This is a genomic window from Streptacidiphilus jeojiense, from assembly GCF_000719095.1.
GTDB lineage: Bacteria > Actinomycetota > Actinomycetes > Streptomycetales > Streptomycetaceae > Streptacidiphilus > Streptacidiphilus jeojiensis.
Map to the genome: position 1 here is coordinate 558812 of NZ_JOEH01000004.1, position 21229 is coordinate 580040.

Here is a 21229-nt window from a genome sequence, read left to right on the forward strand (position 1 = left end):
GTCAGAAGCCTGTCACAGCTCGCTGACGACGACGTCGAGCGTCCAGGCCTTCCCCGCCGCGGGTGCCTCGGCTTCCACGGTGTACTTCAACTCCCGCAGTACGTCCACGAGTTCGGCGGGGGAGCCCGGCTCGGCCGAGGACTCCAGCAGCTCTCTGACGATTCGTCCCTTTGTCGCCTTGTTGAAGTGGCTCACCACCGTCCGCGTCAGCACCCCGCGCACCTCGCGCTCGTGCAGCACCCGCACCATGGCGGTCCGTCCGGCGACCTCCCCCTGCGGGCGCCACAGCGCCGCGTACGCCGACGACCGCAGGTCCAGCACCAGCCCGCCGCCGGCAGCGCGCGGCATCGCCTCCGCCGTCTCCTTGCGCCAGTAGCTGCCCAGCGGTCCCAGCGGCGGCAGCTTCACCCCGCCCGAGCAGCGGTACGGCGGGATCCGGTCACTGATCCGGACCGGACCCCACAGTCCCGAGAACACCAGCAGCGAGCGCTCGGCCCGGGCGTAGGCCTCGGGGCTGAGCGTGGACAGCTCCAGCGCGTCGTACAGGACGCCGGTGTAGAGCTCGCCGGCCGGCAGCGTCGGGGCCGTGCGCAGCACCGCGTTGCGGGCGATCTCCCCGCGCAGCCCCGGGCTGAGTCCGAGCACCGCTGCGGCCCGGTCCTCGTCACCGCTGGTGCACAGCGCGACCAGCGCGGCCAGGACCCGGGTCCGGGCCGGGCCGAGCTCCGGCAGGACCAGTCCGTCCAGCGCCAGCGGAGCCCCCGATCCGGTGACGGCCTTTCCCTCGGACGGCGGCAACAGCACCAGCACAGCAGTACCCCTCGGTGACGCGGCGGATCGGGAAAACGGCGGGGACCGATCGAGAACGGCCCCCGCGTCACTGTAGGGCCTGATGCCGCCGGGGCGAATCCAAACCAATCCACCATCGCTGGGCCCTATATCACGTGAGTCTGTGTTTGATATTGACGGTTGCTGTGTGTTTTGGTTCGCTAGATCACGCCCTGCGCAGGGAGCACTGCCTGCACTGCCGAACCACACCTGTCCGTTCCACCCACTCGGATACAGGAGAAGGCATGCGCAAGACCTGGGCCGCGTTCGTCGCGGCCGTGCTCACCACGGCGTCCCTCGCCGCCGTCCCGCTCAGCGCCACCCCCGCCGCCGCCCTCGACAACGGCCTGGCGCTCACCCCGCCGATGGGCTGGAACGACTGGAACGCCTTCGGCTGCAACGTCAGCGAGCAGCTGGTCGAGCAGACCGCCGACAAGATCGTCAGCAGCGGTCTGGCGGCCGCCGGCTACCAGTACGTCAACATCGACGACTGCTGGCTCACCCACAGCCGCGACGCCGACGGCAACCTGGTCCCCGACCCGGTGAAGTTCCCCGACGGCATCAAGGGCGTCGCGGACTACGTCCACTCCAAGGGCCTCAAGCTGGGCATCTACGAGACCGCGGGCACCCTCACCTGCGCCGGGTACCCGGGCAGCCTCGGGCACGAGCAGCAGGACGCGGACTCCTTCGCGGCCTGGGGCGTCGACTACCTCAAGTACGACAACTGCAACAACCAGGGCGTGCCGGACCAGACCCGGTACCAGGCCATGGGCGACGCCCTGGCGAAGACCGGCCGTCCCATCGTCTACAGCCTCTGCAGCTGGGGCGACGATTCCGTGGCGAGCTGGGGCGGTTCGGTCGGCAACCTCTGGCGGACCACCGGGGACATCAGCGCCTCGTACAGCTCGATGCTGTCGATCTTCCACCAGAACGTCGGCCTCACCGCCGGTGCCAAGCCCGGCGCCTGGAACGACCCCGACATGCTGGAGGTCGGCAACGGCATGACCCAGACCGAGGACCGCTCCGAGTTCTCGCTCTGGGCCGAGATGGCCGCCCCGCTGATCTCCGGCACCGACCTGCGCACCGCCAGCGCCGACACCCTGGCGATCTACGCCAACAAGGACGTCATCGCGGTCGACCAGGACAGCCTGGGCAAGCAGGCCACCGAGGTCTCCTCGGCCGGCGGCCTGGACGTCCTCGCCAAGCCGCTCGCCGACGGCAGCGTCGCGGTCACCCTCTTCAATGAGAACAGCGCCCCGGCGACCATCTCCACCGACGCCGCCGCGGTGGGACTGGGCAGCGCCAAGGCCTACACCCTGCACGACCTGTGGTCGAAGACGACGACCACGACCAAGGGCGTGATCAGCGCCTCCGTCCCGGGCCACGGCACGGTGATGTACCGGGTCGCGGGCACCTCCAAGCCCAAGCAGTACCCGCCGCAGCTGACCCTGAGCAGCGTGGTGCCGCAGCAGGCGGCGGGCCAGTCCACCACCGTCAACACCATCTTCGTCAACAACGGCGCCGAGACGGTCACCGGCGTCAAGGTCGGGCTCAAGGCCCCGACCGGCTGGACCGTCAAGGCGCTGACCGCGACCAAGGCGGACCGGGTGGCCGTCGGCCACGAGGTCCTCGCCGCCTTCAAGGTGACCGCGCCCGCCACGCTGCCGGCCCCCATCGCCACCTACGACCTGACCGCCACCGCCTCGGCGGGCTGGAGCGGAGGCACCGAGAAGGCCTCCGTCACCGCCTCGACGCTGCTCGCCTCGCCGGTGCAGGCGCCCTGGAAGACCTACACCGACAACACCGCGCTCTTCGGCCAGCAGGGCGCCAACCTGGCCATCAGCGGCGCGGGCGCCGACGTCTACGGCAGCACCGACCAGTACAGCACCATCTACCAGCAGGGCGCCGAGCACGACGGGTCCACCACCATCGTCAAGATCACCGCACAGGCCGACACCAACCCCTGGGCCAAGTCCGGCATCATGATCCGCAACGACATCACCAAGCCCGGCTCCTCGCCCGGCTACGCCATCCTCGCCGAGGCCCCCAGCAAGGGCTACGTCCTGCAGTGGGACAGCAACGGCGACGGGCAGCTCGACAGCAACAGCGCCCCCAGCGACAGCGGCAGCGGCACCGCCAGCTACCCGAGCTGGCTCAAGCTGGTCCGCTCCGGCTCCGCCGTCACCGGCTACTACTCCACCGACGGCAGCACCTGGACCCAGGTCGGCACCGCCACCCTGCCCGGCATCGCCGCCACCGGGGACGTGGGCCTGTTCACCACCTCCCACAGCGACGGCACCAGCGGCGAGGCCGACTTCACCGGCTTCAGCCAGAACTGACGCAGCGTCGGCTGCGCGCACACGGTGCAGCCGCCCATGACCGGGTCGGGGACGTTGAGGGGCGTCCCCGACCCCGCTGCTTCTTCCCGTCCGTCCGGGCCCGCTCCTACCCTGGAATCCGGCAGAGGGGACTGAGCATGACCGAACCCGAGAACGCCCTCACAGGACCGGAGCGAGCCCGGCTGACCGACGCGATGGTGACGGCTCTGCAGGACATCCCCGAACTCAGCAGCAGAGAGGCACGGGCCCTGCTGGTCGATGCGGTGGGCGGCCGGCTCGGCCGCCGGCTGTCACTGCGGGAGCAGCCCACCGCCCGCACCCAGTTGCTGGAACTGTTCCACCAGTGCTCCAAGGAGGAGGACGGGGTGGACGCCTTGGCCGAGGCCGTGTCTGCACTCGCGGGGCGTTCTCGCGCGACGGAGGACGTGCGGGAGTTGGCTGGGGCCTGGCGCCGGGCCGGGGAGGCGTGGACGTCGGTCCGCTTCACGGTGGAACGCACCGATGCCGGCGACCGTGATCGTCGTGCCGACGGCACTCGGCCGCCACCACCCATGCCCATGTTGTCCTCCCCGCCCCACCGGACCGCCATCGGCCGCATTCCCGCCGTGTCCTCGGCTGCTGCCCCGGCAGTCCCCCCGGCCCCTGACCGTTGGGACTTCTTCATCTCCTACACCGGCGTGGACCGCGGCTGGGCGGTGTGGATCGCCTGGCAGCTGGAGGAGGCCGGCTATCGGACCCTGATCCAGGAGTGGGACATCGTTCCTGGCAGCAACTGGTATGCCGTCATGGAACGCGGGGTGCAGCACTGTGAGCGGACCATCGCGCTGCTCTCCCCTGCCTACCTCGACTCCGCCTACGGCTCGCAGGAGCGGCAGGCGGCGCAGCGTCAGGATCCTGGCGGCCTTGCCCGCAAACTGGTACCGATCCGCATCGCCCCCTGCGACCAGTCCGGGCTGTTGGGAGGCGTCGTCTCCTTCGACCTGTTCGACCTGAGTCCCGACCGTGCCAGGGAAGTGCTGTTGGAGAAGATCGCTGCGCTGCTCACCGGTCGCTCCAAACCGCATCTGCCCCCTGCGTTCCCTGCCTGACTGGCTCGCCCGACCGAGGTCTACTCCGGAGCCCCCGCTCCAGCTAACGTTGTGTCAGCGGCCGGGCAGCCAACTCGCAAGTCCGTGAGGCTTCCTGGGGAACCCGGAGTCCTCGTGGGGCAGGAGGCGGTCACAGCGAACGCACCTCACCTCGACGCCGCCGATCCGTCCGGTGACCCCGCGCAGATGGCGCTGCGCATCAGGGAGCGGATCAGAGAACGCATCCGGGACGCCATCGTGGACGCGCTGATGGAAATTCCGGCACTGGAGAGCAGAGAAGCACGAGCCCTCCTGGTCGACCTGGTTGCCGAGGCCACTGGTCGCAGGGTGTCACTTCGTGAGCAGCCGACCGAGCAGTTGCACCTCATCGAGCTCTTCCGATTCTGTGCCGCCGCCGAGGACGGCATCTCCAGCCTCGCCCGTTGTGTGTCGGCCATCGAGCGGGACACCCCGCAGGGCTCCGCCGTCCGGCAGCTCGCCGACGAGTGGAACGCACTGGAGGCAGTACCAGAGCTGATCCACTCCTGGGGTTATCTGGAGCACGTCATGGCCGCGCTGCCGCTGCCGCGGGCGGTCCGTTCGCGCTTCGTCCAGGAGGCCACCAACGCTCAGTTGTCGGCGCCTCCCGCGCACAGCGGTACACCCTGGACGGACCTGTTGTACTTGATGGGGCAGAACGCAGCACCGGCACGGCTGCCGCCCTGGATGCTCTACCTCGAACGGGCGACGTCCTGGATGGAACACGCTGCCGCACTCGAGGTTCGGGCCCGCAACCGCAAGTGGGCGTTCCGTTGGAAGATTGCCGGCGAGCTGGACCGCGCCCGTTGGATATCCCCCGAGCACAGCCCGTTCGTCCCGCCCCGGCACCAGGAGTACCTGGCCATCCAGATATCTCCGGACCCGCTCCAGGAGGAGTACTACACCGTCTCGCACTCCTTCCTCACGGATGCCCGCGATCAGGGCTGGGAACAGGGGGACGTGATGCACAGGGTGTGCCGCTCGGAGTTGGAGCACGCCGTCAGCCGGCTGGTGTCACAGGTGGAACGGGCGAACGGTGACCGCGCCGCCCACCTGGGACTCGAGTTCGTACTCCCTTTCGAACTGCTGAACCTGCCGGTCGACTGGTGGCCCCGTGACGTGGACGAGACGCCGGGTATACCGCTTGCGCTGGACTACCCCGTGGTCGTCCGCAGCCTGGACCGGTTGCTGAACGGCGACTGGCACCGGCGCTGGCGCAACCGCTGGGACCGGTTGCTGATGGGTGGTGCGGTCGGCGCAAGTGTCTGCATCAACGGACCCCAGCATCCGGACGCCGCCTTGCGGAGCCTGGAGGCGAGGCTGAGCGACGAGCAGTATGTCGCGCTGGTCCTCAGCGAGCCTCCCACTCCCGACCGGGAGCAGGGGCACCGGGAAATCCGGGCTGCCCTCCGCAGCGGGCTCCCCGTGGTCATCTGGCACCGCAGCAGCGGCCTCACGTCCGAGTTCAGGGCCGCCCTGGACGATCTGCTGGCAGAGGGCCTGCAGAACCTCCCGGCCAGACTGGCCGCCTTCAGGCGGCAGGCAGCGGGGATCGATCCGGAACGGCAGTCCCAGCACATCGGCCGCCACCTGGCCGTGCTCTGGGACGACCCGGACCACAAGCCCATCCCCAGCACCCCGTACTGACGGTGGACAAAAGAAGATCCAGCGATCGGAGGTGTCTCATGGCAGCGGTGTCGGATCCCCAGCCGCCGATCGGAGGTCGGTCCGGGCTGGAGGACCGCGAGGGTCTGATCGCTGCACTCCGTCGCCTCGTCGCCGCCCTGCCCGGTACGTCGACTGGTGAGCGAGGATCGGACTGGGGCCTGGAGCTGGTCCTGGACCGGGGCCCCACCCAGCCGTTCTGGGAGGACACGCTCCAGGAACTGGTGGTGATTCTCAGCGGCGCGGAGGCCTTCGGCCGCCCTGCTGTGCGGGTGCTGGGGAGCCACCCGAACCCTTCGGACGGTTCCGAGGAGACTCGGAAGGCGGCGGCCCCCTGCCGGGAGGGCGACCGGCGGATCGTGCTGTTCGTGACCGATGGCAGTTCCTCCTCCTGGCGCAGTGGCGCGCTCGAGCCGTTGCTGCGCAGATGGGCCCGGCAGGGGCCGGTTGCCGTGCTCCAACTGCTGCCGATCGCCGCTTGGCAGCCGACTGGCTTCGCCACCTGGCCGGCCCTGGTCAGAGCCCCTGCACCAGGGGTTCCCAATGAGGAACTCGAATGGCGCTACCGAGGTCTCGGACCGGACGATCCTGAGGTGGCAGTCGGTTCGGTGCCGTCGAATCCGGTGGCTGTTCCGGTACTCGCTCTCAGCCGCAGGTCGCTGGACGTCTGGGTGGACCTGCTCACGGGCCCTCAACAACGAGTGGCGCTGCCGGTTGTACCGATCGGCTCGGATCCGTCACCGCCCGCGGATCCGGGCCCCGATCCGGTGGTGCCGCCTGCCGACCGGGTGGCGGTACTGCGGCGGCTGGCGGGTCCGGGGGTGTCGGAGCTCGCCACGGTACTCGCTGCCACCCCGCTGACGCTCCCACTCGTCCTGCGTGTCCAGCGGGTGCTGCTCCCGACCGGCGGCCCTGCTGACCTCGCCCAACTGGTACTGCTCGGCGTGCTCGAACCGGTGGCCGACCAGCAGGGTACCGGTGAGCGCTTCGCCTTCACGATGCCGTCCGGCGTCCGGGAGGAACTGCTCGCCAAGGGGCGCAAGGACACTCTTCGGCGCGTGGTCCAGGTCGTGGGTGACCACCTCGATCCCCGGTGCGAGCGCCTGTGGCGGCTGCCGGCCCTGCTCCAGAGCTCGGCCCGTCCCGACTGGGGGCCGGTGACCTCGGCCACGCTGCCCTGGGTCGAGGTCGAGAAGGCAGTGCTCCAGGCCCTGTCCAATGAGTGCCTGGCTCCGGCGCACGAACTGGAACTCCTGATCACCGAATACCTGGGCACGGCGATGACTGTCCCCGGGGCCGGGCGTGCCAAGCACCATCCCAAGCAGGAGAAGGGGACAGCCATGTCGGAGCAGACCACCCGAGCGACGGTGAATCAGCGGGGCAGGACGGCGCCCACGGTGTGGGGCAACATCCCGCCCAGGAACCCCAACTTCACCGGCCGTGAGGCGTTGCTGGACTCCCTGCACGCGAGGTTGCTCCAGGGCAAGGCCACGGCGGTGCTTCCGCACGCCCTGCACGGTATGGGTGGTGTGGGCAAGTCCTTGCTCGCGGTCGAGTACCTCTACCGCAGGCTGGGTGAGTACGACGTGGTCTGGTGGATTCCGGCCGAGCGCACCACGCAGATCTCGCTCTCCTTGGTGGAGTTGGCGCCTCGGCTGGGGTTGCAGCCCGGCAGCGACTCGTCCTCCACGGTGACTGCGGTTCTGGAGGCATTGCGCCGTGGCGAGCCCTACGCCAACTGGCTGCTGGTGTTCGACAATGCGGAGAGTCCGGAGGCCGTGCGCGCCTTCTTCCCGTCCGGGGGGCCGGGGAACATTCTGATCACGTCGCGCAATCCGCAGTGGGCCAGCATCGCGCATCCGCTCGAGGTGGACGTCTTCCGGCGTGAGGAGAGCAAGCAGTTGCTCCGCATCCGCGGCCCCGAGATCAGCGACGCGGACGCGGACCGGCTGGCGGAGGCACTGGGCGATCTCCCGCTGGCCATCGAACAGGCGGCCGCCTGGCATGCCGAGACCGGAATGCTCGCCGACGAGTACCTGCGGCTGCTGGACGAGAAGCGGGTGGACCTGCTCTCGGTCTCCGCACCCCTCGACTACCAGATGCCGGTCATCGCAGCCTGGAACATCTCCCTGGACCAGTTGGAGAGCAAGAACCCTGCAGCGCTCCAACTCCTCCAGGTCTGCTCGTTCTGTGCTCCGGACCCGATATCGCGATCGCTCTTCGCGCGCATGCAGGGCCGCCCCATCGCACCGGAACTGGATGCCGCGTTGGCAGACCCGATCCGGTTGGGGCAGGTGATCCGAGAGATAGGCCGGTACTCGCTGGCTCGCTTCGACCACCGCACCAACTCCATCCAGATGCACCGCCTGGTGCAGACCGCCCTGTTGTCCCGGATGACCGAGGAGGAGCGCATCAGGATGCGGCAGGGCACTCATCTCCTGCTTGCCGCCAATGACCCCAATGACCCCACCAATGTGACCCGGTGGAGCCGCTACGGGGAGCTCTACCCGCATGTGCTGGTCTCCGAGGCGGTTCAGTCAGGCGATCCCTGGGTGCGGAATCTGGTCATCAACGAAGTCCGGTACCTGATGTACTGGGGTGACTACGAGCCGGGCCGGGCCATGGCACAGACCGCCTACGACCTGTGGTCCCAGGAACTCGGCGCGGATCACCCGCGAACCCTGGAGGTGGCCCGTTGGCTCGGGTTCCTCCTGTTCAGCATGGGACGGTACACGGAGGCCGCCTCGCTCAACGCCGTCGTGGTGGAGGCCTATCGCCGGTCGTTCGGCGAGGACCACCAGGACACCGTCGACGCGACCGGGAATGTCGCCATCGACCGTCGGGTGCAGGGGGAGTTCAGCGCCGCCCTGGAGCTGTCCCGGTCCGTGCACCAGCGCTATCTTCGACTGCTCGGCCCTGATGAACCGGAGACGCTGCGGGCGGCGCACAACCTGGGCGTCAGTCTGCGGCTGACCGGTGACTTCAACGGCGCCCAGAACCTGGACCGGGAGACCTGGCACAGCTGGACCCAGATATACGGGCAGGACCACGTGGACAGTCTTCGGACCTGGCTCGGACTCATCCTGGACATCCGTGAACTGGGGGACTACGGCGCGGCGCTGACCTATCACCGGGAGATCGTCGAACAGGCGCGCAGCCTGTTGGGCCCCGAGAACCCGTTGACGCTGTCGGCAGTCCGCCACCTGGCGGTGGCGCTACGCAAGGCTGGAGAGCACAACGAAGCCCGAGAGGTGGCCGAACTGGCCAGGGGAAGCCTCATTCGACGGTACGGTGAGCACAATCCGGAGTCGATGGCCGCGACGCTGGAACTGACCGTTCACCTCAGGCATCCCGAGCAGACCGATTCCGCGCAGCGCACCCCTGAGGAACTGAGCGAATCCCGCAGTCTGGGTGAGCAGATTCTGGACGAATACGCCGCCACCTACGGGACCGACCACCCGCACACCCTCTCGGCTGCTGTGAATCTCGCGATCACCCACCGCCTCCTCGGCCATCCGGAAACCGCACGCGACATCAACGACCGGGTTCTGAGCAAGTTCCGCGACTGCCTCGGAGAGGATCACCCAGCCAGTCTCGTCTGTCGGACGAACCTGGCCAGCGACTTCTTCAGCCTCGGCGACTTCGCGCAGGCGGAGGCACTGGATCAGGACACATTACGACGTACCAGCAGGGTCTTTGACGCCGGACATCCTTCGACGCTGGCTTGTGCAGTGAACCTCTCCATGGACCTTCGGGCGTTGGGGCAGCAGGACGCGGCGTCGATCCTCCACGACGAGACGGTGAACCGGCTTCGCGATCGTCTCGGTTCCGAACACCCGGCAGTCGCCCAGGCGGTGGCAGGCGACCACCGTGCCGACTGCGACATAGATCCGATGCCGCTATGAGAACAGCGCCCGGGTCACCGGCTTCCGGCGGAGAGGAACCAACGCACCAGCTCCGTCGGCTGCGTTGAGGATGCTGACAAGGACGAACTGAGCGTCCGATGGACGGCTCTGATCAGTTCTGTCCGAGTGAACGGGGGATCGTACGGCTCATTGGCGCTGCGTTCCACGTCGTCGGCACTACCGCTCGCGCACGACGACATGGCCAGTACCAAGCCTGCCCAGGCGTTCGGCCGCGGTTCCGGGCAGAGCAACTCCTCCTCGTAGAGCTTCACTGCGTCCCCGGTTTCTCCCGCGACCAGCGCGAGGTCGGCGCGGGTCGCGCCGGGGACCTCCGCCGGCAGAAGCGTGGGGTGATGCCGCAACCGTTCGAATTCCTCAGGTCGGACGATGCGCATCCGGTGCAGCACGGCCAACACGTCGAGACGGCAGGCCAGCGGATCGATGTGGAGGAACGGATCCTCGCTTTCACCGTCGCCCCTGCTCCAGGCCGCCGGAGCGGCCTGGCCGGCCTTCCAGGCAGCAACGGCTCGACGCACCGTCGCGTTCGCCGGCGTGAGATGGTGAGCGCGCCAGCCCAGGTGGTGATGCCAGGCTGCGACCGCGGCGGATTGCCGCGGCCCCTCGGCCACCGGCTCCCTCAGCCAGGGCGCCACCTGCGCCTGCAGCGAGCGGACCAGGTCCGCACCGGTTCCGGTCAGTGCGGTATGGGAATCCAAGGAGCTGAGGACCGACCAGGTCTGTCGACGCCAGAGCGAGAATTCAAATGCGGCAAGCTCGGCTTCAGGGCCGCTGTCCCGGTGGAGCCGATCGCGCCAGAAGGCGGTCACGCCGGAGAAGGAATAGGCGCCGTGCAGAAGCCCGCCGAGCGGTCGCGGGTCGTCGCGCCAAGGGGCGTGAAACAGATCTGAACATTCCCTGAACAACGGTACTTGGTAGAGAAGGCCATTGAGCAGCGAATGGCGGAATTCGTGAATGAGTGTCACCGCCAGCTGTACTGCGGCCTGATGCTCGTCACTTCCTTCCGGTTCCGAAAGAAGGACGCATCCCGGGGCGTCCGAGGTGGAGGCACTGTACGGCCGCAGGATCTCACCGCGTGGCAGCGGTATCACCGACAGCAGTCCCGCCGAGAGTGCACGCGCGCTCGTGGGGTGCTCGCGCGACAGCAGGGACCAGGCCGCCTCGGTCAACTCCTGCCAGCGCCGGTGCGAGGCGGCATCGATCCGGGCAGCAGGTGCGGCAGTCTCGGTTAGTCCGTAGGGGCCCAGGTCGTCGACGGCCACGACGAGCAGGTGCTCGCCCGCCGCGGCCCGCAGCCGACGCAGGCCCTCCCATCCGGGCGCGTCGTTCTCGGGGTCGGCGGGGAGTTCCATGGTCTGGCCGTATGCGGACACGGTCGCGGCCCCGGACACAACGCGGACCTCGGCGAAGCCGCCCTCGCCCGGGTGGTCGAAGGTGGCGCGACCGAGGCCGGGCAACATGACGCTGCCGTCGCGGAGGGGGACGTCGATGGTGGCGTCGAGACAGGAGGCAATCGCTGCTCCTGCTGCGAGCTGACTCAGATAGCCGAGGTCGACCGCAAGTGGGAACCGGTAGGGTCCGTCCTCGGCGTCGGTGCTGCCGAGACGTCGGAGCAGCTGAGTGAGCCAGAGCCCGGTCTGCGGGTCGAGCAGGAGGCGTCGCACCAGGTCCGGGTTGCACTTTTCGGCGAGTACCAGAAGGTTCCAGGCTTCACTCAGTCGCCCCTGGGGCGCGCGGAACAGCAGCGTGCGCAGCATGAGCAGACGGTTGCTGAGTGCCGCTCCGAGGAGTGGCGCGACCACGGACTCGTGCTCGTACGCCGAACTCAGGGCCAGAAGGGCCTGGGATGATAAACGATGGCCGGCGGGGACACCAGCGGCTCCCCCCAGGGGCGAACTCTGCACGGGACTGCCTCAGCTCCCGTTGCTGCCGGCGATGGTTGCCAGCGGGCGTTCGACCCGGCTCAGCATGGACGCAATGGCTGGGCCAAGTGTGGTTTGGTCCAGTGAGGTGAGTTCTGCCAGCGAGACGCGAGTGAGATCAGGCAGCCATGACGTGAGCACACGGCTTGGCGGCGTCTCGGACAGGTCCATCGGCGGGCTCCTGAATGGGCTCGACCGGCCGAATCGCGCACATGTCTGAGGCGCGATTCAACCAGAGAAACAGATGGTGGGTAACTTTGCCATGAGTGGACAGTGAGTACCAATCGTGGGGTGCCCGTAGGGCCCCTGGTCGTTCAGGTTCTCCTGGTGTTCTGATCTGACGATGCGAGTGTCCCGTATTAGGAGTAATTGAACAGCTGCGTCCGGCCGGGCGATAGGTCCAGGAAAGGTGGCGGCGGGCGAAGTCCCGCGTTCGACCCGTTGGGAGCTGCTCGCCCTTCGAATGTGTTTGCGTCGAACAGGACGGAGACTGGAGCGTCGCCACGCACTCACCTGTCCTTGCTCGTACGCTGGCCCCCATGCCCCGCCGCCATCTCAACCTGCGCACCGCAGGCACCGCGCTGATCGACAGGGAACTCGCCGCAGTCCGGGAGAGGATGGAGATCCCGGAGGGCTGGAGCCCCGAGGTGCTGGCCGAGGTCGAGCAGGCGGCCCGGACGCCCAGACCACCGCTCCACGACGCCACGGCGCTGCCGCTGTTCACCGTCGACCCGCCCGACTCACGCGACCTCGACCAGGCCATGCACCTGGAGCGACGCGGCAGCGGCTATCGGGTTTTTTACGCCATCGCCGACGTGGGCGCATTCGTCCGTCCCGGCGGGGCGATCGACGCCGAGGCCAGGCGCCGGGTGGAGACCCTGTACTTTCCCGACGTCCGGGTGCCGCTGCACCCGCCGCAGCTCTCCGAGGGAGCGGCCAGCCTACTTCCGGGCCAGGACGTCCCCGCCCTGCTCTGGCAGCTCGACCTGGACGCCGACGGGGTGCTGCTCTGCACCGACCTGCGCCGCGCCCTGGTCCGCAGCCGTCGCAAGCTCGACTACGCGGGCGTACAGCACGCCATCGACAGCGGCACCGCCGACGAGGCCCTGGCACTGCTCGGCGTCATCGGACCGCTGCGCGAGGAACGCGAACAGGACCGCGGCGGCATCAGCCTGCCTATCCCCGAGCAGGAGATCGAGCCGGTCGACGGCGGCTACGCCCTCAGCTACCGCGCACCGCGTCCCGCCGACGGCTGGAACGCGCAGATCTCCCTGCTCACCGGCATGGCGGCGGCGGAGATGATGCTCGACGGCGCCGTCGGCCTGCTGCGCACCTTGTCGGCTGCCCCGCGGAGCGCGCAGGACCGGCTGCGCCGCACCGCTGCCGCGCTCGGCGTGGACTGGCCGGCCGGCCTCCCGTACCCGCAGCTGATCCGCTCGCTCAACCCCGAGCTCCCGGCGCACGCCGCCTTCCTGAACGAGTGCACCGGCCTGCTGCGGGGCGCCGGCTACACCGCCTTCGACGGCAGCGTCCCGCCGGAGCCCGGCCATGCGGCCGTCGCCGCCCCGTACGCGCACTGCACCGCCCCGCTGCGCCGCCTGGCCGACCGCTTCGCCGGCGAGGTCTGCGCGGCGCTGGCGGCGGGCGAGCCGGTGCCGGACTGGGTACGGGCCGCGCTGCCGGAGATCCCCAAGCTGATGGAGACCGGCGACCGCCGCGCCCACGAGGTGGAACGCGCCAGCGTCGACCTGGTCGAGGCGGAACTGCTGCGCGGCCGCGAGGGCGAGGTCTTCGACGGCGTGGTCGTCGACGTGGACGAGCGCAAGCAGCTCACCGGCACCGTCCAACTCCGTGACCCGGCCGTCCGCGCCCGCCTCACCGACGACCGCCCGGGCGCCCTGGCCCTCCCGCTGGGCACCCACCTCCGGGTCCGCCTCACCATCGTCGAGCCCGGCAGCGGGACGGTGCGCTTCGCCCCGGCGTGAGGATCGGCTAGCCGACTAGCCGATCCGGGGCCAGTCGGAGGTGTCGAGAACGAAGTCGGTGCCGTCGGCGGTGAAGGTCACCGTCTCCCCGAAGGGGTAGGTCTGGGGCTCCGGGGACACCCCGTTCTCCAGCCTGGTGAACAGCGTGCACAGGCCCTTGTACGGGTCGGCGATGAGGTAGGAATCAATCCCGGCGACCGCGTACTCCTGGACCTTGATGCCGTAGTCCTTCTCCCCGAGGTCGCTGGAGATGACCTCGATGGCCCCGGCGATGTCGCTTCGGGGCAACGGCTTGGCCGTCCTGGAGGCAGTGCTCCGCAGGATCGACACATCGGGGCAGAAACCACTCCTGGTGTGGGGAAACGGACTCAGCACGTCCGACAGGACCCGCCAGCGCGGCAGCCCGGCGGCCCGAGCCGCTTCCTGCCCCGCCAGGATGATCTCGCTGTGCGCACGCCCCTGAGGTGACAAGACGATCTCCCCACGTACCAGTTCGGACTTGAAACCGGGGGGAGCCTCGAGCTTCTCAAGAATGTCGAGCAGTTCCTGGTAAGTGAACACCTCGTGCGCAACCATCATGTGCCTACTCCTCCCCGGCGCTGCCGGTTCCCGAGCGCGTTGCGGTCCACAACCGACTTTATCGCCCAACGAGACGCCTTCGCCGAAGTCACCGGGGTCAGGAGCCTCGCTGTGAGCGGCTACCATGGTCCACACGGCGGACGAGCCGGCCGGGCGGTCGCGTTACACCCCTCACGGGGTGTGCCGAGGAACGTCCGGGCTCCACACGGCAGGGTGGTGGGTAACGCCCACCCGGGGTGACCCGCGGGAAAGTGCCACAGAAAACAGACCGCCGGCCGCTTCGGCAGCCGGTAAGGGTGAAACGGTGGTGTAAGAGACCACCAGTGCCCAGGGTGACCTGGGCAGCTAGGTAAACCCCACCTGGAGCAAGGTCAAGATGGAACGCCGGAAGGCGCTCCGCGCAGGCGTTCGAGGGCTGCCCGCCCGAGCCTGCGGGTAGACCGCTGGAGGCTGTCGGCAACGGCAGTCGTAGATGGATGACCGCCTCCCGGTCGACCGCAAGGTCGGCCGGCGACAAAACCCGGCGTACAGGCCGTGCTCGTCCGCTGTTAAGCCTGTGAATTGCAACATGCTCAAGCGGTGAGGGCGTTCACGCAAGAGCACAACCCGCGCTGATGTGGGAGCTCCTGCCTAACTGAGAACCGTATGTGGACCGATTCATGAGCCCCGGGGTGGCGGTGGCGGGTGGTCTGGAGGACCCGCATAGGCGGCGCTGGGGTAGGGCGGATGCGCGGCCGGGGTGGGTGGGGGCTAGTCGGCCGAGTTTCGTTCGACTGAGAGCGCCCTCGGCCGGCTGTATTCGGGGTCGTCCGGCGCTGCGGGGGCTGGGGATGTCAGTGGGGCCCCATAGACTTCAGCGCTCCGACAGGTTCGCCGGTGGCGGAGTCGCCGCGGGGTTGCCGGAGCACCCGGTAACGTCCGGGCACGGTTGTGTCTTGGGGCCGGTCCTGCTTTTCTTCAACCCAATCCAGCGGCCCCTGACAGCCGATGGACTACAGAGCACGTGTGCAACGCGCCGCCGAAAGGAGACCGACTCATGGCATCTGAGCGGTTCGAGGTTGTCGAGATCTGTGCCGGCGCCGGCGGGCAGTCCTTGGGGCTGCACCGGGCTGGCTTCCAGCATCGGCTCGCTGTGGAGCTTGACGTCAATGCGGCGGCCACGCTGCGGCACAACTTGGCACGGCTGCTCATGGAGGAGGACGACACTCTTACGCGGGAGGCGGCCGACGAGGCCGTGGAGGCCGTGGTAAAGGTGGGCGACGTGGCCAGCCCGCATACCTGGGCCCCCGATGACTATCAGGACGTCGATCTGCTGGCGGGCGGCGTGCCTTGCCCGCCGTTCAGCATCGCTGGCAAGCAACTCGGGGCCACCGATGAACGCGACTTGTTCGCCTGGGCAGTTGAGCTGTGCGGGCGGGTACGACCGAAGGCGCTACTGCTGGAGAACGTCAAGGGCCTGAGCGGCAACCGCTTCTCCGCCTACCGCCAGCATGTGCTGGAGCGACTGCACAAGCACGGCTACACCGGCGAGTGGCGACTGCTCAACGCCTCCGACTATGGCGTCTCGCAGCTGCGCCCTCGGTTCGTGTTGGTCGCCCTACAGCAGGAGTACGCCGAGTACTTCTCCTGGCCCGATCCTGACCCCGATCTTGCCAGGCCGGTAGGCGACCTGCTCCGCGATCTGATGGGGCAGCAGGGTTGGAAGGGTCTTGAGAAGTGGGTAAAAGCGGCCAACGGGGCTGAGGGCAGGAGCATCGCGCCCACCATTGTGGGCGGGTCGAAGAAGCACGGCGGCGCCGATTTGGGGCCGACCCGGGCCAAGGTCGCCTGGGCGCTCTTGGGAGTCGACGCCATGGGCGTGGCCAATGAGAGTCCCGACAAGAAGTGGGTCAGGCCCGAAGGGGTGCCCGGCCCCAAGCTGACCACGGCGATGGTGGCGCGTATCCAGGGCTGGGACGACGATCGGTTCCGCTGGGAATTCCTGGGCCGTAAGACTTCGGTCTACCGTCAGATCGGCAATGCCTTTCCGCCACCGGTCGCCGAGGCTGTCGGCGCGTCGATCGCCCGGGCGTTGCGCAAGGAGCAGAAGCGCACCGATGTCGTGGAGTCGGTGAGCCCGGTGCTGGACCCGGTGTACGCGCTACTCCGCGGCAGCGGCACGCGCGCGCTCAGCGCGAAGCAGATCGTCGCACTCCTGGAGAAGGCTGAAGCGGCGAAAACGAGGGCTGGAACAAATCCGATGACTGCCCTCAGTCTGCCAGAGGTTGAGCGGCGCATTGCCCACATCGGCCAGGACTTCGACATTGTGGAGGCCGAGCTGAAGACAGGGGAGCTGACGTATCGCCTTGGCGAGTTCAAAGCATTCGTTGGACAGCAGGGCCATGCCAGGCACGATCTGTTCGCGAAGAACCAGGCGAAGATCAGCTGAACGCCCCCGGTTTGGGAGGGCGGTCGCTTCCGGCGTCATGATGCCGGAAGCGACCAAGTTCGCGCGGGATACTAGCGGAATGGATATTGGCCTTCAGCGTTCTGTGTCATTGCTGTGTCACTCCCGTCGTCAGCACCCCAGGCGCGGGCGTTGAAGCGCTCTGTATCCACGCCACCAGAGTCCATGACTTCCATGATCGCGGTGTGGATCGTGCGAAGGACAGGGGTCGCAATACGCAGGGCGTCATCTGCCATGAAGCGGTCAGTCCAGGGCCTGATGGCCCATCCGTGACGTAGCCCGAAGGGCTCCGGGACGGAGAGAGTGCCGCCGAGCCGACCAAGGAGAGCCGGGGTCCAGGAAAAGTAGGCGCGCGTCAGCAGCCGGGCGACCTCCCCGGAGTCCACGGGAAACTCGCTCTTTCGAAAGCGGGTGACTGAGAGGACTTGGCTCCAGTTGCAACCAGGTTGGCTGATCAGTTGCGCGGAGGGCGGCCCCAGGGCGTAGGCAGATACCTCCACTTCCAGCACGGCGTCCACAACGGTGGCGCTGACCAAGAACGTGACCACCAAGCGCCCTCCGTGCAACGAGTACTGGGCACCGAGCCGATGCTGGCGATCCTTGCCGAGCAGCATCGAGTCCTTAGCCCTCAGGACCTCTGCGGCGCTGAGATTGAACCCTTCGACCTCGACCCCGGTCGGCCGTTGAATCCTTCCCGTGCGCCCGCTGGTATCGATGACTACCCAGTTGCGGATTGAGGGACCAATGTCACCGTCTCCGTCGACACTTAGCTGATGCTGGTCGAGTAGATTCGTAATCACCGAGTCAATTATTTCTCCGGCCTTGAACGATTGGATACCGATCCCGTCACGCGCTGTGAGATCCTCTTCTAACCGCCAACGTCCCCAGCGTCGGCCGAGCCCGAGGATTCCTACTCCATCGGAGGACAAGAGGACGTTGCTGTCCTGCTCGGCGTCGAGTTCTTCCAGCGCAACGATGCGAGACGTACTTCTCCGGCGGTAAACCGGCGACGGTCTGTCGGCGACCGGGGTGCCGTCCAGAACCGCTAGCAAGCGCGCGCGCAGGTTCACTGCACTCCGGAGGACGAGATCCTTGGCAATGGACCAGCCGACAACTGGCGCAAGCAGTACAAATCTGCTGTACCAGCTTAGCCAACTGCCACCTGGCAGTCCGCGGACGGCCAGCCACACTGCCATGGCTACTATTGCCGCCACGGGCAGCGATCGCAGTGCTGCAGCACCAGGCCGAATTAGCGAGCGAATCCACAATGCCGCAAGCCAGAGCATCACGCCGGGGAAGAATGACCAGCCGAAGGCCAGCGAGACGAGCACCAGCAACAGGTCGCGTCGCCGTCGCAGTTCGAGGGATTCCAGGCAGTGCTCGACAACCGTTCGCGGGGACATGCCGAACGACTGGATAAAGATTCCGGCACGGTGACCCAGGGTGTGCTCCACCACCGCGCGCGCATAAGCTTCACCCAGACTCGGCCGAAGCAGCCCGACGCGCTTCTGGCCGCCTGACAGTTCGAATGCATCCGGAAGGTATCCCATGGGGAGTTCGCGAAATGCGACGGATGCCAGCTGCTGAGTCACCGTCGGTTCGCTTTTCGGATTCTCTGCTGGCGAGCTCGATGGCAAGTTACCGTTATCGGGCAGCGACTGCCCTGACTTGAGCAGCACCGCCAGGTACCTCTGGTGGAATGGCTGCCTGGAAGACTGGGCTGTCAGCGCCTGGCGGAAGCGGTCGAAGAGGTCAGTTGCCACGAATAGCCCCCTGCTGCGTCGACAGTTCTCCAACAGACTCCGAAGCCGGGACTGCGGATGGTGGCGATGCCTCCGAAGGGTCTGGCACTCGACTCGGCTCCGCCTCCAAGGTGACTCGTTGCCCCGAAGTCAGTCGGGCACTACCGAGTTGGGACAGCAAGGTGGGCGCCGAGGCCCCAACCACAAGCGCGGCGTAGGGACCCTCAATCTGACCGGTACTTCCGAACAGCAGCCCGGCGAGGCAGCCCAGTACCACTTGGGTCGACGCGCCTGCCAGACGCGCCGGCGCATCGTAGACCGCAAGTAACCTCGGCGGGCTGATAGGAGGAACGGCCGCCGCAGCATCACGGCGGGCGATCTGCCAAGCCTGAATGGTGCGGTGCAGCTCAAGCACACCATCGAGTAAGCCACCGGTTGCACCCAATAACGCGAAAACCCAGAGATCCAACGTACGCCGCCCCGAGCCAGACTGTCGTTCGAATCGGTCCCAGTGTGGCAGTTGCCGGCCCGCCGGGACGAGGATCCGCCCTTTCGACTCAAGGAACGTCTGTGAGGATGTCCTCGTGGGGTGTTCCGAGTCGACGTCCGGTCGTGTCTCATTGACGTCCCCCCTGACCGTGGACAGCGATTGCTTAGGCTGCGGAGTGAATCGTTTCCCGGCTATGCCTGCGTTCCTTCCTCCGCACCCGTCGCAGGCGCGTCGACGAGGTTGCCACCGTCCTGCTGGTGATCGAGTAGGCTGCGTCGCTGCGCAAGAAGGCTGTCAGCAGCCGCTGCACCAGACTGCCGCGCTTCCCCCTGTCGCCCACGGCCCGCGCCGAGCTGTATGACTGACTCGAGCGCTTCCGCAGTTGCTTCGGTGGTCGGACTGCGGCCCTTGTGATGGCGTAGTCACCCTGTCCCGCCCACAGCTGGCTCCCTTCTTGCATCAGGATGAGCAGGTAGATATCCCATCTGATCTGCATAGACACCCTCGGTGGATCTCGCGGATTCCTCGCCCAGGTGTACTTGTCATCTGTATCGTCTTCACTGAATCTTCAAAATGGCTGCTTGCCGTGGTGCTGTGCTGCCTTGACACTCCGAAGGACGCCTTCGCATGGTCGACTCCAATGCTCTTGCCTCGCACTGGCGTGAAGATGTCCCGGTGGCGGGGAGTAGTCACCTACCTCCAGACGTCGGCTATGCGAAGGCGCTGACCAACCAGGGGTACAGCTTCGACGTGGCGGTTGCGGACCTGGTGGACAACTCGATCGACGCAGGGGCCGACTTGGTGGCGGTCCACTTCCTCCGTTCGGCGGACAGATTGCACACGCTGCTCGTGCTCGACAACGGGCAGGGCATGAACGAGCGGGACCTCGACCTGGCCATGACCGTTGGCCGACGCCGCGATTACGGAAGCAGTGCGCTCGGGATGTATGGCACTGGCCTCAAAGCTGCTTCGCTGTCACACGCGGGGGCGCTGACAGTCATCAGCAGGACCAAGAGCAGCCGTCCGGCCGGACGTAAGCTCACAAGCGAGGGTATCGAGGACAACTTCCGCTGTGACACCGTAGATAAGGATTTTGCGCAGGAGCAGATTGACGTCTATGACGGGGTGATCGGTTTCCAGGGGACGATCGTGCGGTGGGACCGCGTCAACGCCTTCGAGACAGTCGCCCCCGGGGAGACCGACGCCTTCCTCGCCAAGGCGACCCAGAGCTTGGAGCGGCATCTGGGACTTCATTTGCACCGGTTTCTCGCCCGCGGGCTGAAGCTGGACATCGTTGTCACGGATGTGGACACCGGTGAGGAGACCCAACACGACGGCGTGGAGTCGCTGGACCCCTTCGGCTACAAGATCCCCGGCCGCAAGGGCTACCCGCGGGAGCTTACTGCTGAAGTCGAGGGAGTGGGGCAGGTCGCCCTAGAGGCTCACATATGGGTGGCCAAGTCCCGGCTGGCTGGGTACGCCCAGATCGGCTCGCCCATCCAGCGCCAGGGCTTCTACTTCTACCGCAACGATCGCCTCGTCCAGGCAGGCGGGTGGAACAACCTTCGCACCCCGGAGAGCCACCTGAACCTGGCCCGCATAGAAGTGGATCTGCCTGCCCAGGCGAACCGGGTTTTCAGCCTCGATGTGAAGAAGGAGGGTGTCCAAGTTATGCCGGCGTTCACCTTCGGCGTCGAGAGCGCCTGCGACGCCGAAGGCAGAACCTTCCGTCACTACCTTGCGGACGCCGAGGCCGCGTACCGCGACGGCAACTCGCGCCAGGTCGTCGAGCGCCCAGCCATTGTGGCTCCCGGCAAGGGCTTCGATCCGAAGGTGAAGCGTTCTGTTCGGGAGCAGCTCGCCGTCAAGGCGGCCGAGGACCCGATTCGCATCGAGTGGACGGCCTTGCCAGAGGACAGATTCTTCGAACTGGACCGCGAGCACAATGCCATCCATCTCAACAAGGCGTTCCGCGAGGACTTCAATGGTGGCCGCCGCGGAGGCGCCAACGATGCGCCTGTCACCAAGACACTGCTCTACCTGTTGCTGCAGGACTGCTTCGGCCTCGGGCGCTGGGAGAAGAAGCGTGCGGATCGCATCGACTACTGGAACGCCATCCTGCTGTCGGCGGTGCTGGCCCAGCGTGAACGGCTGGAACGCAGCACGTCCTGACACTGACTCAGCTGGACCCGGCCCTACCACGT

At 67.5% G+C, this 21229-nt stretch carries 12 protein-coding genes and 1 other RNA gene; 8 read left to right on the forward strand and 5 right to left on the reverse strand.

Features of this window, described 5'->3' with window-relative positions:
* Nucleotides 1–12: 12 nt before the first annotated feature.
* Nucleotides 13–810, reverse strand: a complete 798-nt coding sequence (gene yaaA / locus IF29_RS0107345; protein ID WP_030251250.1) for a peroxide stress protein YaaA — start codon at nucleotides 808–810, stop codon at nucleotides 13–15.
* Between the two features lie 263 nt (nucleotides 811–1073).
* On the opposite strand from yaaA, the gene IF29_RS48920 reads away from it, so the two are divergent.
* The 4 genes from IF29_RS48920 (at nucleotide 1074) to fxsT (ending at nucleotide 9843) form a co-directional block, all read left to right on the forward strand.
* Nucleotides 1074–3167, forward strand: a complete 2094-nt coding sequence (locus IF29_RS48920) for an NEW3 domain-containing protein (RefSeq protein WP_198037325.1) — start codon at nucleotides 1074–1076, stop codon at nucleotides 3165–3167.
* A 137-nt stretch (nucleotides 3168–3304) separates the two neighbouring features.
* Complete coding sequence (locus IF29_RS46765) at nucleotides 3305–4255, forward strand: toll/interleukin-1 receptor domain-containing protein (protein ID WP_198037326.1); 951 nt, start codon at nucleotides 3305–3307, stop codon at nucleotides 4253–4255.
* A 114-nt stretch (nucleotides 4256–4369) separates the two neighbouring features.
* Nucleotides 4370–5920, forward strand: coding sequence for a VMAP-C domain-containing protein (locus tag IF29_RS0107360; RefSeq protein ID WP_030251255.1), 1551 nt, complete (start codon nucleotides 4370–4372; stop codon nucleotides 5918–5920).
* A 962-nt stretch (nucleotides 5921–6882) separates the two neighbouring features.
* The gene (fxsT, locus tag IF29_RS0107365; protein ID WP_232242049.1) at nucleotides 6883–9843 is read left to right on the forward strand and encodes an FxSxx-COOH system tetratricopeptide repeat protein; all 2961 of its coding nucleotides are present in this window, start codon (nucleotides 6883–6885) and stop codon (nucleotides 9841–9843) included.
* Nucleotides 9844–9857: 14 nt separating this feature from the next.
* Here fxsT and IF29_RS0107370 read toward each other — a convergent pair whose 3' ends face one another.
* Both IF29_RS0107370 and IF29_RS45870 read right to left on the reverse strand, forming a co-directional pair.
* Nucleotides 9858–11618 (reverse strand): HEXXH motif domain-containing protein, encoded by a 1761-nt coding sequence (locus IF29_RS0107370; protein ID WP_051724978.1) that lies wholly within the window; start codon nucleotides 11616–11618, stop codon nucleotides 9858–9860.
* 156 nt (nucleotides 11619–11774) lie between these two features.
* Complete coding sequence (locus IF29_RS45870) at nucleotides 11775–11954, reverse strand: hypothetical protein (RefSeq protein ID WP_157623635.1); 180 nt, start codon at nucleotides 11952–11954, stop codon at nucleotides 11775–11777.
* Between the two features lie 368 nt (nucleotides 11955–12322).
* Here IF29_RS45870 and IF29_RS0107375 point away from each other — a divergent pair, with 368 nt between their 5' ends.
* Nucleotides 12323–13768, forward strand: coding sequence for an RNB domain-containing ribonuclease (locus tag IF29_RS0107375; RefSeq protein ID WP_030251258.1), 1446 nt, complete (start codon nucleotides 12323–12325; stop codon nucleotides 13766–13768).
* A 15-nt stretch (nucleotides 13769–13783) separates the two neighbouring features.
* On the opposite strand, the gene IF29_RS0107380 is transcribed toward IF29_RS0107375, so the two are convergent.
* Nucleotides 13784–14347: a Uma2 family endonuclease gene (locus IF29_RS0107380; protein WP_051724979.1), complete on the reverse strand. Its 564-nt coding sequence runs from the start codon at nucleotides 14345–14347 to the stop codon at nucleotides 13784–13786.
* A gap of 141 nt (nucleotides 14348–14488) precedes the next feature.
* Here IF29_RS0107380 and rnpB point away from each other — a divergent pair.
* Nucleotides 14489–14892, forward strand: an RNA gene (gene rnpB, locus IF29_RS43290) — RNase P RNA component class A.
* Between the two features lie 491 nt (nucleotides 14893–15383).
* Complete coding sequence (locus IF29_RS0107385) at nucleotides 15384–16775, forward strand: DNA cytosine methyltransferase (RefSeq protein ID WP_030251262.1); 1392 nt, start codon at nucleotides 15384–15386, stop codon at nucleotides 16773–16775.
* A 71-nt stretch (nucleotides 16776–16846) separates the two neighbouring features.
* Here the strand turns inward: IF29_RS0107385 and IF29_RS45875 are convergent, their stop codons facing one another.
* Nucleotides 16847–18556, reverse strand: a complete 1710-nt coding sequence (locus IF29_RS45875; protein WP_157623636.1) for a hypothetical protein — start codon at nucleotides 18554–18556, stop codon at nucleotides 16847–16849.
* A gap of 1096 nt (nucleotides 18557–19652) precedes the next feature.
* On the opposite strand from IF29_RS45875, the gene IF29_RS0107400 reads away from it, so the two are divergent.
* Nucleotides 19653–21197 (forward strand): ATP-binding protein, encoded by a 1545-nt coding sequence (locus tag IF29_RS0107400; protein WP_030251266.1) that lies wholly within the window; start codon nucleotides 19653–19655, stop codon nucleotides 21195–21197.
* The last annotated feature ends 32 nt before the right edge of the window (nucleotides 21198–21229 follow it).